Source organism: Hoyosella sp. YIM 151337, assembly GCF_026041215.1.
Classification (GTDB): domain Bacteria; phylum Actinomycetota; class Actinomycetes; order Mycobacteriales; family Mycobacteriaceae; genus Hoyosella.
In genome coordinates, this window is the sequence record NZ_JAPEIQ010000039.1 from 352,131 (window position 1) to 365,313 (window position 13,183).

At 63.0% G+C, this 13,183-nt stretch carries 12 protein-coding genes; 6 read left to right on the top strand and 6 right to left on the bottom strand.

Annotation, left to right across the window (positions count from 1 at the left end; genetic code table 11):
* The 3 genes from benB to ONR57_RS19800 all read right to left on the bottom strand — a co-directional run bounded on the left by benB (position 1) and on the right by ONR57_RS19800 (position 2,735).
* Complete coding sequence (gene benB / locus ONR57_RS19790; RefSeq protein WP_265125394.1) at positions 1–510, bottom strand: benzoate 1,2-dioxygenase small subunit; 510 nt, start codon at positions 508–510, stop codon at positions 1–3.
* Positions 507–1,850 carry a benzoate 1,2-dioxygenase large subunit gene (gene benA, locus ONR57_RS19795; protein ID WP_265125396.1) on the bottom strand — a complete coding sequence of 448 codons (1,344 nt, stop codon included), beginning with the start codon at positions 1,848–1,850 and terminating at the stop codon, positions 507–509. The genes benB and benA overlap by 4 nt, the downstream gene beginning before the upstream one ends.
* Positions 1,851–1,967: 117 nt before the next feature.
* A complete protein-coding gene (locus tag ONR57_RS19800; protein WP_265125398.1) occupies positions 1,968–2,735 on the bottom strand; it encodes an IclR family transcriptional regulator C-terminal domain-containing protein in 768 nt (255 codons plus the stop codon).
* Positions 2,736–2,907: 172 nt separating this feature from the next.
* Between ONR57_RS19800 and catA the strand changes: the two genes are divergently transcribed.
* The 5 genes from catA to ONR57_RS19825 all read left to right on the top strand — a co-directional run bounded on the left by catA (position 2,908) and on the right by ONR57_RS19825 (position 7,572).
* Complete coding sequence (gene catA / locus ONR57_RS19805; RefSeq protein ID WP_265125399.1) at positions 2,908–3,774, top strand: catechol 1,2-dioxygenase; 867 nt, start codon at positions 2,908–2,910, stop codon at positions 3,772–3,774.
* A 34-nt stretch (positions 3,775–3,808) separates the two neighbouring features.
* Positions 3,809–4,930, top strand: coding sequence for a muconate/chloromuconate family cycloisomerase (locus ONR57_RS19810; RefSeq protein ID WP_265125400.1), 1,122 nt, complete (start codon positions 3,809–3,811; stop codon positions 4,928–4,930).
* 8 nt (positions 4,931–4,938) lie between these two features.
* The gene (gene catC, locus ONR57_RS19815) at positions 4,939–5,226 is read left to right on the top strand and encodes a muconolactone Delta-isomerase (protein WP_265125401.1); all 288 of its coding nucleotides are present in this window, start codon (positions 4,939–4,941) and stop codon (positions 5,224–5,226) included.
* A 103-nt stretch (positions 5,227–5,329) separates the two neighbouring features.
* Positions 5,330–6,922, top strand: a complete 1,593-nt coding sequence (locus ONR57_RS19820) for an MFS transporter (RefSeq protein ID WP_265125402.1) — start codon at positions 5,330–5,332, stop codon at positions 6,920–6,922.
* Between the two features lie 14 nt (positions 6,923–6,936).
* Positions 6,937–7,572, top strand: coding sequence for a TetR/AcrR family transcriptional regulator (locus ONR57_RS19825; protein WP_265125403.1), 636 nt, complete (start codon positions 6,937–6,939; stop codon positions 7,570–7,572).
* Here ONR57_RS19825 and ONR57_RS19830 read toward each other — a convergent pair.
* From ONR57_RS19830 to ONR57_RS19840, 3 genes are all read right to left on the bottom strand, one after another.
* Positions 7,569–10,547 (bottom strand): crotonase/enoyl-CoA hydratase family protein, encoded by a 2,979-nt coding sequence (locus ONR57_RS19830; protein ID WP_265125404.1) that lies wholly within the window; start codon positions 10,545–10,547, stop codon positions 7,569–7,571. The two genes, ONR57_RS19825 and ONR57_RS19830, sit on opposite strands and share 4 nt — an antisense overlap.
* A gap of 85 nt (positions 10,548–10,632) precedes the next feature.
* Positions 10,633–11,973 carry an MFS transporter gene (locus ONR57_RS19835; RefSeq protein WP_265125405.1) on the bottom strand — a complete coding sequence of 447 codons (1,341 nt, stop codon included), beginning with the start codon at positions 11,971–11,973 and terminating at the stop codon, positions 10,633–10,635.
* Positions 11,970–12,611, bottom strand: coding sequence for a DsbA family protein (locus tag ONR57_RS19840; RefSeq protein ID WP_265125406.1), 642 nt, complete (start codon positions 12,609–12,611; stop codon positions 11,970–11,972). Before ONR57_RS19840 ends, ONR57_RS19835 begins: the two co-directional genes overlap by 4 nt.
* 89 nt (positions 12,612–12,700) lie before the next feature.
* On the opposite strand from ONR57_RS19840, the gene soxR reads away from it, so the two are divergent.
* Entirely contained in the window at positions 12,701–13,150 is a 450-nt protein-coding gene (gene soxR, locus ONR57_RS19845; protein ID WP_265125407.1) for a redox-sensitive transcriptional activator SoxR, read from the top strand.
* Positions 13,151–13,183 lie beyond the last annotated feature (33 nt).

Sequence of the window (13,183 nt, forward strand, 5' to 3'; positions counted from 1 at the left end):
TCAGACGTGGTAGATGTCCACCACGTGGTGGATGTAGTCGTTCTTCAGGACCACCTTCTTCTTCAGGATCTGCGGAGTTCCGCCGGAGAAGTCGATGGTGTACTCCGAGTAGCCGAAGTACGTGTCGAGGGTGTTGTAGCGGAAGTACAGCGTGAACCAGTTGAACCGCACATCGACTTCTTGGCCACGCTGCGCGGTGACCTCGATGTTGGTGATGTTGTGGCCGGTGCGTGGCTCCGGCAAGCTGGTTGCGCTCGAACGGTCAGTCTTGATCCGGAACACCCGGTCTTCGATTCCACCTCGGTTGGCGTAGTAGATGAGCGAAATCTCGGTCATCGGATCACGTGTGAGCTCGCCATCGTCCGCCCAGGCGGGCATCCAGAATTCGGCGTCTGGGTGGTACAACTCGACCCACCTGTCGAAGTCCCGATCGTCGAGATACCGCGCCTCCAAGTAAAGGAAGGCTTCGACAGCTTCCCGGGTTATCTGATTCTCGAGGACAGCAGTCATGCGTGTGCTCCGTTCTTGAGACCATTGAGCAGCGCTTCCGCCCAATAGCCGTGCTGAATGGGGTACAGGCCCTCGTCTTCGACCTTGACGCCGCTCGATAGCGGTTCGATGCCGATCTTCTTCGCGTCTTCGTCGGGCCCGGGGATCTGGTGGGTGACGCCGCGGCTGAGGTCGTTCCACGGGGCTCTCGTGGCGAGATAGGTCTTTTGGCACGAGCGGAACTCCTCGAGATCGTCGGGAGTGGCCATGCCAGTGGCATTGAAGAAGTCCTCGTACTGACGGATTCGGTGGGCACGTGCCGCCGGGCTTTCGCCCTTCGGCGCGATGCAGTAGATGGTGACCTCGGTTTTGTCGACGGAGACCGGGCGGAAGTGGCGGATCTGCGAGCCGAACTGGTCCATGAGGTACACGTTCGGGTACAGACAAAGGTTGCGTGAGACCCCGATCATCCAGTCGGCCTGGTCTTCTCCGAACTCGCTAACCAGCCGGTCGCGCTGCTCGAACAGCGGGCGGTTGGCAGGGTCGGCCCACTTCGTCCACAGCAGGAGATGGCCGTTATCAAACGAGTAATAGCCGCCCTTCTGCTTCGACCATTTACCGGCATCCATCGCCTTGGTAGCGTTCGTTGACTCACCGGTTTGCCGGCGTGCGGTCGTCGCCGCGTAATTCCAGTGCGTAGCGGAGACGTGATAGCCGTCGGCACCGTTCTCGGCCTGCAGCTTCCAGTTGCCGTCGTAGGTGTAAGTGGATGAGCCGCGCAGCACTTCGAGACCCTCGGGCGACTGATCCACGATCATGTCGATGATCTTCGTGGTGTCACCGAGGTGTTCGGTCAGCGGCGGCACGTCTGGGTTGAGGCTGCCGAACAGGAAGCCGCGGTAGTTCTCGAAGCGCGCGACCTTGGTGAGATCGTGGGAACCGTTCGTGTTGAACTGCTCGGGATAGCCAGCGTCGCGCGGATCTTTAACCTTCAGCAGTTTGCCGTTGTTGCTGAAAGTCCAGCCGTGGAACGGACAGGTGAACGTGGTGCGGTTATCTGTCTTACGGCGGCAGAGCATCGCACCCCGGTGACTGCAGGCGTTGATCAGTGCGTTCAGTTCGCCGTGCTTGTCACGCGAGATGACGACGGGCTGTCTGCCCATGTAGGTCGTGAAGTAATCGCCAACATTCGGTAGCTGCGACTCGTGGGCAAGGTAAATCCAGTTGCCCTCAAAAATCACCTTCATCTCGAGTTCGAAGAGCTCTTCGTCCGTAAACACGTCGCGGCGAACTTGGTAGCGGCCGGTCGTCGGGTCTTCGACGAGGGCGCTGTTCAGTTTGGCTCGCAGTATTTCTGTCATGTAGATCCTCCAACGTCTCTCGGACGGGCTGGGTCCGACAGAAATCCACTCTGACAGCTTGTGTCTCGGGTCACACTGGGGTAAACCCTAGTGCTGGCCAGGGCATGCGAAATTTGCCTACGTGTACCCCAGTTCCGCGCTGAGTCGTTCGGCGTGGGCGACGAGAATAGGGGCGACTTCGGTGCGGAAGCGCTGTGGCGTCGAGCGTCCCGCTGAGGTGGACGATGCGAGCACGCCAGCGACCGCGCCAGACGAGTTGCGAACCGGTGCCGCGAGCGAGATCAACCCGTCTTCGAGTTCTCCGTACGTATGCGAATAACCCTGCGCACGAACATGTTCAAGTTCGCCGATCAGTGCGTCGCGGGAGGTCAGCGTCCGGGCGGTGTATGGCGTAAACGTGGTTGCATCGAGGACTGCGGCGACGGTTTCGCTGTCCTCCCACGCGAGGAGGGCACGGCCCATGGATGTGGCGAAAGCCGGTACCCGTGTGCCAACGGCGACGTTGATACTCATGATGCGCCGCACGGGCACGCGTGCTGCGTAAATGACGTCCGGCCCGTCGAGGACTCCGAGGGACGCAGACTCCCGGGTGCGTTCCGCGATGCGTTCAAGATGAGGCATGGCGAGATTAACGAGCGTGTTAGCGGCGGAATAGTGCTCACCGAGGGTCAGAACGCGCGCAGTGAGTGACCATCGTCCCCCGTTTCCGGTGACATATCCGAGGTGTTGCAGCGTGAGGAGGATGCGGCGAACCGCGGGCCGGGAGAGCCCCGTCGCGGTTGCCACCTCAGCAAGTGTCGGGCTGGTCAGCGTCTCGCTGAACGCGCGGAGCACGGCGAAGCCGCGTTCGATGCTCTGAATGTAATCGCGCTCGCTGATGTCCATGCGAGTTGGCCTCTCTAGGTGGGGACTAGGCAATCCCCGGAAATATTTGCGTTGACAAATGTTTGTGACAGCGCGCACACTATGGCATGTACGCAGTGCGGCGACTATGTACGCACAGCGTACACGGATTCTCTCCGCGTGACACCTCCTTCAGCCCCTCAGGAGATTTCAAATGACTACAGTCGAGACCAACTCAGTCAGTGCCGATATTGCACCCACCGCTGCAAGCTCCGGCAATGCGGCCACTGCCAAGTTCACGAGTAACCGCGTCAGCGCAGACACCTCGCCCGAACGCCTGGCGGCCATAGCAACCGACGTTTTGGGCGCATTCGCAAAAATCATCGAAAAGCACGGCGTCACTTATCCCGAGTACCGCGTACTGAAGCAGTGGCTCATCGACGTCGGCGAGTACGGTGAATGGCCCCTCTGGCTCGACGTCTTCGTTGAGCACAACGTCGAAGAAGTGGCATACCGCGGCCATCGGGGAAGTAAGGGCACCATCGAAGGCCCCTACTACGTGGCGGATACCAAGCGGCTTCCCGCCACGTGCACTCTGCCGATGCGTGCGGACGAAGAAGGCACCAGGCTGGTCTTCAGCGGCCAAGTCCGTGACCTCGAGGGCAAACCGCTCCGGGGCGCCACCGTGGAGATCTGGCACGCCGACAGTCAGGGCTATTACTCACATTTCGCCACCAACACGCCAGATGGCATCCTTCGCGGCACCGTTGAGGTCGATGATGACGGGCGCTTTGACATCACCACGGTAAGGCCGGCGCCATATCAGATCCCCACCGACGGTCCGACTGGCTGGTTCATCGAGAAGGCTGGCTGGCACCCATGGCGTCCAGCGCACTTGCACCTCATGGTGAAGGCACCTGGCAAGCGGCCAATTACGACGCAGCTGTATTTCGACGGCGGCGAGTGGGTGAGCAACGACGTGGCTTCGGCGGTGAAACCGGAGCTTATCCTGCGTCCCGAGGCTGACGCCGACGGTATCGAGCGCGTTACCTACAACTTCGATCTCGACCCCGCGTCCTGAATATTCGCCCCGCCTGACGAGGAAGCTTGCAGCAGTGTCTGAACTGACTATCGATTCGATCCAGACCACCATCCTGGACGTGCCGTTGGTGCGCCCGCATAAGTTCGCGACAACGGTGATGGACAAGCAGCCACTGTTGCTCGTCGAGGTGAGAACGTCCGGCGGTGTAATAGGCTTCGGCGAAGCGGTCGTCCCGGGCGGCCCATGGTGGGGCGGCGAATCCGTCGAAACCATGAAGGCGCTCATTGATGGCCACATGGCGCCGGTGGTTTTAGGTCGCAGCGCTGAGGACATCACGGGGATCATGCTCGATATCGAGCGTGTGGTTGCGAAAGCGACATTCGCCAAAGCGGGTGTCGAAGTGGCGCTGCACGACGCGTGGGCACGCAGTCTGGGTGTCCCGGTACACACGCTGCTCGGCGGCGCGTACCGCGACAGTGTGGACGTTACCTGGGCGCTCGGCTCAGCGCCGATTGCGGAGATCATTGACGAAGCGCTTGCGAAACTCGAGCAGCGAATGAACTTCAGCTTCAAGCTCAAGATGGGTGCCCTGCATCCCGCGGCGGACACCCAGCGGGTGCTCGCGGTGGTTGCAGCTCTAGAGGGTAAAGCCGGTGTGCGCGTAGACATCAATGCACGCTGGGACCGCTTCACCGCGCTTCGCTACCTGCCCCAGCTTGCTGACGGCGGTGTTGAACTCATCGAGCAGCCAACACCCGGCGATCAAATCGAGGTGCTCGCCGAACTCAGCCGTATTTTGCCGGTGCCGATCATGGCCGACGAAAGCGTGCTGACGCCCCATGATGCGCTTGAGGTGGTGCGCCAGCAGGCCGCAGCGGTGATCGCCGTGAAAACCACAAAATGTGGGGGCCTCCAGCGCAGCCGAGATGTGGTCGCCATCGCCCGGGCGGCAGGTGTGGCATGCCACGGCGCGACGTCCATCGAAGGCCCGATCGGAACAGCGGCATCGATCCACTTCGCTTGTTCGCAGCCTGGTATCAACTTCGGCTCGGAGCTCTTCGGTCCCCTCCTCTTCGCCGAGGAACTGCTCGCCGAACCCTTGCGCTATGGCGACGGCAAGGTTGCCTTACCGCAGGGCCCAGGGCTCGGTGTCGAACTGAACATGGATGCCGTCAAAACGTGGACCCGAAACTAAGGAAGAAGATGGCGCTGTTTCACGTACGCATGGACGTGCGGATTCCAAACGACCTAGACCCCGCGTTACGCGCGGAGACACTTGCGCGCGAAAAGGACTACAGTCAAAAACTCCAGCGCTCAGGGAAGTGGCCGCACATCTGGCGGATCGTCGGCCGGTACAGCAACATCAGCATCTTCGACGTGGAGTCCGCCGATGAGCTGCACGAGATCCTCTGGAATCTGCCGCTATTTCCGTACATGGACATCGAGATCCTGCCGCTCACGCGCCACGGGTCGGATGTTAAGGAGGCGTGAGCCTGGCCAGATTGAGTGTTCGAAAAGATACGATACCGTTTCGTTTCGTAAAGGAGTATGATAGCCGGGAACCATACCTCTGCTACAAGCAAAGGCGGACCGCGTGGCTACCACCCTCCCGACACCCGCGCACAGCACGGACAACTGCGACGAATCCGATACGGGACACCCTCGGCGCTGGCTGATACTGGGTGTACTGGTTCTCAGCCTGATCGTCGTCGTGCTCGACAACACCGTGCTCAACGTCGCAATGAAGACGCTGGCCGACCCGAATGCCGGCATCGGCGCAACACAGAGTCAGCTCGCCTGGCTGATCAACTCGTACACCCTTGTTTTCGCGGGACTGCTCTTCGCATTCGGTGTCATCGGTGACCGCATCGGCCGCAAACGCATGCTGCTGATCGGACTCGTGATCTTCGGTATCTCCTCATTGCTGTCCGCGTATGCAGTGTCACCCGAGCAACTGCTGATCTATCGTGCGATCAAAGGGGTCGGCGCAGCCGCGATGATGCCCGCCACGCTCTCCCTCGTGCGCGCGGTGTTCTCCCACAAGGAGTTTCCGAAGGCACTCGGTATTTGGACCGGCGCGGTGGGAATCGGCAGCGCCCTCGGACCGATCGTCGGAGGGGCCTTGCTCGAGCGATTCTGGTGGGGCTCAGTCTTCCTCATCAACGTACCGATCGTCGTAGCGGGCTTCGTGATGATTCTCCTCATCGCCCCCGAATCCAGGGGAACGCAAGGAAAGCCAGATCTCATTGGCATGGGACTCTCTGTCGTTGGTCTCGTCGCCCTCACCTACGGCATCATCAGCGCTGGCAATTCCGGATCCTGGTCGGGCCCCGCGGTCATCGGCCCGATCGTCGTGGGCGTCCTCGTACTTGTAGCGTTCGTTCTGTGGGAGCGCCGTATTCCGCATGCGTCGCTGGATATGTCGCTGTTCAAGAACCCGCGCTTCTCTGCGTCAGCAGCGATCATCGCGCTCGTCTTCTTCGGCATGATGGGTCTGTTCTTCTTCATGACCTTCTACCTGCAGATCGTGAAGGGTTTCACGCCCCTGCAAGCCGGGCTTCTCTTCCTCCCCACGGGTGTCGCCATGCTGATCTTCTCGCCTCTCTCCAACGCGGTGGTCGTCCGATTCGGGCCCCGCGCGGTCGGGGCCGCTGCGCTACTGCTGATTATTGCGTCGTTCCTCGTCGTCACGACGCTCGACGCGAACACTCCGATCGGAGTGCTCGTCGCACTGTTCTTCGTGCAAGGCGTCGGGATGGCGCACCTCATGCCACCTGCGATGAACACGCTCATGTCGTCGGTTCCGCGGGAAAAAGCAGGTGTGGGCTCTGCCCTTGGCAACACCCTCCGCCAAGTTGGTGGCTCGTTCGGTGTAGCTGTACTTGGCACGATCATGGCCCAGGGATACCGTTCGCGAATCGGTGAAACCGCTCCGACCCTTCCCGAATCAGCACGGGAATCAATCGCTGCCACGTTCGGGCTTGTCGAGCGTGGCGGCGCGCCTGCAGCCGTCATGGATTCCGCCAGCGAAGCCTTCATCGGCGCCATGCATTCCACCGCTTTTAGCGCGGTCGGCGCCGCGATCGCAGGCCTTGTCGTCGTGTCATTCTTCTTCCCAACAAAGCGGCAGATGAGCGAGGTGCGGCAACCTCAGGCCGAACCCGCACCCGCGATGTCGCGGACCTGAGGGAAGATGGGTTGGTGACGCAAGAAACCGGCGAAACCGCGGGGTTATCCCCGGACTGTTCGAGTCCTGCAGCGCGCGGGCGCCCGCGCAGTGAAGCCGCGAGCCAGGCCATTCTCAGCGCGGTGCTCGACCTGATCGCTGAACGTGGCTCTCTCGGCGATGTGAGCGTCGACGCGGTGGCTGAGCTTTCCGGCGTATCGAAGGCGACGATCTACCGGCGCTGGTCCTCCAAGGAAGAACTCGTCGCGACCGCCGTCGACAGCATCAAATCAACTCCGGAGGTGGAGCTTTCGCATACATCGGTCCGTGAGGACCTGATTCGCCTCGGGCGGAACATACGCAGCGGATTTACGGAGAAGGAACGCAGAGTCCTGAAATCCATGGTCCTCGAGTCCTCGTCGAACCCGGACTTCAAGCGTCACCACGACCGCTTCATCGAACGCCGGCGCGCCGTCGTGCGGGAAGTCTTTTGGCTCGGCGTTGAGCGGGGGGAACTGCGCGGCGACATCGACCTCGATCTCGCGGTCGCGATGTTCGTCAGCCCACTACTCACCATAATCGTCTATCAAAACTACCCTGACCTGCACACCGATGGCCTCGTGGAACGCATCGTCGATCATCTGCTGTACGGGTTCGCGCGCCGCGACTAGCGGCCGCGCCACTGCGGGGCGCGTTTCTCTTCGAATGCCCGGATGCCCTCGGCAGCGTCGTCCGTGAATGTCACTGGAGAAGCCAGTTCACTCTGCCGGTCGAACGCATCCGCAACGGGCCAGTCTGGCGTTGCATCGACGATTTGCTTGCTGACAGCGACAGAGAGGGGCGCGTTCGCGGCAATCGCCGCAGCGAGTTCACTCGCACGCGACAGCGCCTCGCCGGGCTCGCTCAGGAAGTTGATCAAGCCAAGCTCGTACAAGCGGCTTGCGGGCACCGGATTACCGGTCAGGGCGATTTCGAGCGCCATCGGGCGTGGCAGTTGCCGCGCCAGCCGCAGGACGCCGCCAGCTGCCGCGACGAGACCGCGCCTGGGTTCGGGTAATCCAAACACCGCATCACGGGCAGCCACGATCAGATCACACGCGAGCGCCAATTCGAAACCGCCAGCAAGAGCGTGCCCCTCAACGGCCGCAATTATCGGTTTGGCTGGAGGCTTGCGCGTCATCCCCAGTAGTCCGCGCTGCGGTGCCACCGGGAACTCACCGCGAGCGGCAGCTTTGAGGTCCATGCCCGTGCAGAACTCGCCGCCGGAGCCGGTCAGGACGGCCACGCGTGCTTCCGGGTCAGCGTCGAACGCGTCGAGGGCGCGTTCGATGTCGAGGGCCATGGTCAGGTCTATGGCGTTGCGCACCTCCGGGCGGTTCAGTGTGATGACGCACAGCGGGCCTTCCCACTCGATATGCAGCCGTGGCGCTCTCTGTGTGTGCGCGATCAGTGTGCGTACGCGAGCCGCATCTGGACCTCCCGGCGCGAGTGTGATGTCTGCTCCTCGTACCTCCGCGCTGACACCGAGAAGGTCGCGCTCGCGAGCTGCGGCGAGCACGCCGGGAGCGACTGAGCGGTGCAGGAACCGCGTGCCATCGGCCGTGAGCAAGCTAAGGATCACTGCCTCGGGCTGACCACTTGCCGTGAAAGGCATCGTGTAGCTTTCAACTACACATGGGCCGACGTACTCGGTGGTGACCGTGCGGGAGGGCGTGCGGTGCAGCCGGATTCCAGCATCGATATCCCGGAATGGCCGTTGCGGGGGAGCAGTCGACAGCACGGTGCCAGCGTGTTTCGTTGCGAACCAGCCGAGTGCGGTCACAAGTCCCATCGAACCCGGCGCGGCCCGCAGCGACTGCACAAGGGCCGCGACCCCATGCGTGCTGTAGTTGTTCAACGGTCCGCCCGCGAAGGTCAGCCCGCCCGTGCAGGTGAGGGGACGCGCCGGATCGTCGAGCGGCAGCCCCAGTTCCAGTGCTGCAGCCTGCACCGCGAACGGGAAACACGAGTACAGGTCAACATGTTCGATGTCATTGACCGTGACACCGGCGTGGGTGAGCAACGCGTCGCCGACTGCGCCGATCGCCGGTACCGCAGCCAGGTCGTGCCGCTCGGAAACGTACCATTCCTCATCTGCGTGCGCACCAGCATGGAGGAACACCCACTTTTCCGGTGTAATGCCCGCTTCCACCGCTGCGGCGGCGCTGCACAGGACGACGGCAGCGCCTTGATCAACCGTCAGGTTCGCGGACATGAGCTTTGTGTACGGCGCGGCGATCGGCCGATTCGTGTCGGAAGGCTGTGCGATCTCCGGTGCGGTGTAGCCCTTGCGCACCCAGGCGTAGGGGTTGTCCTTGGCGGCAGCCGCGAACCGTGACCACAGCTGCGAAATCGCTGTGACATGATCGCCAGGATCGCGTGCGAGCCGACCGCGCATCGCGGTTTCCATCAGCGCGTACATCACCGGTGGGGTGAGCAGGCCAACGGCCTCTTCGGCCGCATTGGTGCCAGGTTTATCTGACCCGACGGCGCGCGGCCGCGCCTTCTGCCGCGGAACTCGCTCCCAGTCGGGCGCCCCATCGAGAGTAGCGAGCGAGGCGAACGCTTCTGCGCCGGCAAGCACCGCCACATCGAGCCTGCCGGCAGCGATCCGGGCGGCGGCATCGTTGAGCAACCGCAGCGGTCCATCGCCGCCCAGCGGTGCTGACTGCGTGAGCTCGACTGGTTCGACACCGAGTACGTCAGCGAGGATGGCAGCCTGAGTATCGCCGTATGCCCACGACGTCGTCGGCACTGCAAAAAGACCAAGCGCCCCGGACGCCGGCAGTGCTGCGTCCATATCCCTGATGGCAGCCGTAACTGCTTGTGCAGCAAGAGTTATTGGATCGACAGTGCCCGAAGCGGTGGGGTGGTGGACGCTCTGGCCCACACCGACGATCACCGGTGCCCACGGGTCGAGCAGTTCACCCGTCACCGGATGTGGGACAGGGCCGGGCTTGGGGCGAGGCGGTGCGTCATCGCGATCCGGTGCGCTTTCCGCCGCCGCCGGCGTCGCGCCGGCGACGAGTGCGGCGAGGCGCTGCAGTGACTCGGCTGTGGCCGCGTGCAGTGCGCGCGCGACCATGGCACCCATCGGGCCTTTCAGGGCATCGCTTTCGAAACCGCCCACGACACCGAGATCGGTGCTGCCCGCGCGCTCAACGGCAGAAAATGCGAGCCCGGCGCGGGTTCCCAGCGGGCCGGACCCTTCGAGGACCATGCCGTTTCGCGTGCGGGCGGTGACGATCCACGTCACCCGGACGGGCGTTCCCATCACGCGCGCATTCTGGGTGAACCGATCACCCGTGGCCGGTGAGGCGGGCGGTCCATCCGGCCACCCGGCGTGTACCGAAAACCACTCGGGATAGCGGCTGAAGTCGAACATCAGTGTCAGCACATCGTCCAAAGCCGCCGCGATGGAGGCTGACTCCGTGTACGTGTGCGCGTACTCGCCGGAGAGCGCGACGGGTACGTGCGCGGTTTCCTGCTTCGATGTGATGCGGAACGACGCTACCGCCGCGCGCGCGACGTCCGGTGCCGCGCCGACAGCAACGGCCATGTTCCGCCGAACTGACGCCGCCAGCGTCAGCAGGGTGCCCAGATTCACGCGGAAACCTCCAGATCAACAGTGATCGGTGACACCGGTGACGGTACCGACCATTTCGTCGTGTCGGAGGCAGGGACACGACGGGCTATCGCACCGGCGCGAGCGCTAACGCCAAGGCGAGTGCTGCCGCGGCGCTGACAGCGATGTAGACCGCGCTGAAACCGCCGATCGCCGCGGCAGCCAGGATTCCGCCAGTCAATGCAAGCAACACCGAGATCCCGAGGGATTCGGACAGTTGAAGCGCCGCACTGTTCTCGCCCTGGTGGCGCGTTGGCGTACGTGCGAGCACGGTACTGGTGAGCTGCGGAAACGCGATGCCCATCCCGATTCCGCTGATGATGCAGCCGGCCACAGCAACACCGACAGGTAAGACGCCGGTTACGACAGCGAGTGCCGTAACCGGGCCCAACAGCACTAGGGCACAGGCGATTCGGATGAGTGACGCGGTGCGCCCCTTATCCGTGGAACGGCCCTGGATCCAGGCGCCCGCTGCCCATCCCAGTGCACCGAGTGCGATCACTGCTCCCGCTGCGATCGGTGAATAGCCGAGCCGGTTCTGCAGGTAAAGCGTCAGGTAGATGTCTGTTGCGGCTGCAGCGCCGCCGAGCAGGCCGCGCAGCGCGACGAACCGGGGGATTCCGGTCCGGCCAATCAGGGTCCCAGGTGGTAGCAAGCGCGTCACTGCCAAAAGAACAAGCGCGGTTCCACAGCTGGAGAGGATGGTCCGTGACAGCGCCGGCTGCTGGCCTCCAATGTGCAGTGTGAAGACGGCAGCGGCAGCAAGCGCGGCCCACAGCAGGCGCTGGGACACGATCCTCCCGCCGCCGCGATTGGCGGGGATCCTGTGTGCGACGAGTACCAGCAGTGACGCCAAGGCAACCAGTGATCCGACAAAAGCAAGCACGAATACGGCCCGCCAGTGGATGGTTTCGACGATCACCCCGGTCAGCAGTGGGCCCGCGAGCGAGGGCAGCAACCACGCAGTCGTGAAAAGGCCAAACATGCGGGCGCGCAGATGTTCTGGAATCAGCACGGCCACCACGACGTACAACACCACTGACGTGATGCCGGCCCCCAAGCCTTGCAGCAGTCGCCCCGCGATGAACGTCGGCATTCCGGGAGCGGCAGCACAGAGTGCGATGCCAGTGAGCAATAGGGCGCCACCCACCTTGAGCGGCACCACGGGCCCGCGGGCGTCAGCCCAGCTTCCGCCGACAGTCATGCCGATGAGGCCCGTGACCACCGTCCCGGCGAACGCGAACGAATACCATTCCTCAGCGGCGAGGCTGCGCGCGACTACGGGGAGCGCAGTTGTAATCGCGAATGACTCGAACGCCACGAATGTGATCAGCCCGAGCACGCCTGCGATGATGGGGCGGCGTTCGGGAATCCACAGCCGATCGGAAGCGGTGATGGTCGCGGTCACGCGGCCACTCCTGGCCCGCCCGTCCCGGCCTGTATTCCGATCTTGCCCAGCACCCCGGCACCGTCAAGAATGTCCGTACCGTGAGCAACGGCCGGAACGCTGCGAATGCCGAGCGCACGTGCCGCGCGGTGGTCGGTGACAACCGCGCTGGCGTACTCGTTGTCCTCGAGCATGCGCTGGACTGCGTCTGCAGCCAGGCCCAGTCGCTGCCCCAAGTGGTGCAGGTCCGCTGGATCTTCCAGGTTGGCGTTGTCCGCGAAGTGCGCGCGGTACGCGAGGTCCCAGACGGTGTAAGCGTCGGCGCCATGTTCGACGGCGAGTTTCAGGAGTCGATGCGCGGGTTGCGAGTCGATGACCAGGGCCGTATCGATCTGGATCGGAAGCTTCTGGCGCTGTGCGGCGCATTCGATCCGCTCTCGCTTCTGGGCCCACTCAGTGTTGCTCATGCCCCACACGGTGAGTGCGGCTTGCCGCACCGTGAGCCCGGTATGCAGCGGCCCGCCTGGTTCGAGCAAGTAACTTCGGTACTCCGCAGTGATGGTGCGGGCTGATGCCGCCAAAGCGGCGCCAAGCCGCCGGTGGCTGATCCAGCACCACGGGCACTTGATGTCGGCCCACACAATGATTCGTTCTGTCATGGCTGCTCCCTTGGCTCGCTGCAGTGACTGACGTAAAGTTCACTTCATCAAGTGCACTTGATGTCAAGGCAGATCCTCGGAGGCGTGGGATGCCGCAGCTCGAACGGAATCATGTGTGGCTCAAGCCAGGCCAGATCGCCGAACGCGCTGGCGTGGCAGTCTCCGCGCTGCACTACTACGAGAGCCTCGGGTTGATTCACAGCCGCCGCACGAGTGGGAACCGGCGAGAGTACCGGCGTGACACGCTGCGGATCATCGCGTTCATCCGGGCCGCCCAGCATGTTGGGGTGTCCCTGGAACGCATTAAGGCTGCACTCGAGGAGTTGCCCGACAATCGCGTCCCGAATAAACGCGACTGGGCGCGGATATCACGGCGATGGCGGGACGACCTGACCGCTCGTATCGATGAACTCACAGCACTGCGTGACCGCTTCTCGAACTGCATTGGCTGCGGGTGTCTCTCGCTGACGTCGTGCCCGGTGTCGAATCCGAATGATGTCCTCGGTCAGGAGGGAGCGGGCGCACGGCGGTTTCCCTGATTGCCGCATCGTGCGCGGCTTCACGTACCGTGA

Bases quoted from the DNA above. Each gene is read 5' to 3' on its own strand.
- benB (WP_265125394.1), bottom strand. From the start codon at position 510: ATGACTGCTGTCCTCGAGAATCAGATAACCCGGGAAGCTGTCGAAGCC.
- benA (WP_265125396.1), bottom strand. From the start codon at position 1,850: ATGACAGAAATACTGCGAGCCAAACTGAACAGCGCCCTCGTCGAAGAC.
- ONR57_RS19800 (WP_265125398.1), bottom strand. From the start codon at position 2,735: ATGGACATCAGCGAGCGCGATTACATTCAGAGCATCGAACGCGGCTTC.
- catA (WP_265125399.1), top strand. From the start codon at position 2,908: ATGACTACAGTCGAGACCAACTCAGTCAGTGCCGATATTGCACCCACC.
- catC (WP_265125401.1), top strand. From the start codon at position 4,939: ATGGCGCTGTTTCACGTACGCATGGACGTGCGGATTCCAAACGACCTA.
- ONR57_RS19840 (WP_265125406.1), bottom strand. From the start codon at position 12,611: ATGACAGAACGAATCATTGTGTGGGCCGACATCAAGTGCCCGTGGTGC.
- soxR (WP_265125407.1), top strand. From the start codon at position 12,701: ATGCCGCAGCTCGAACGGAATCATGTGTGGCTCAAGCCAGGCCAGATC.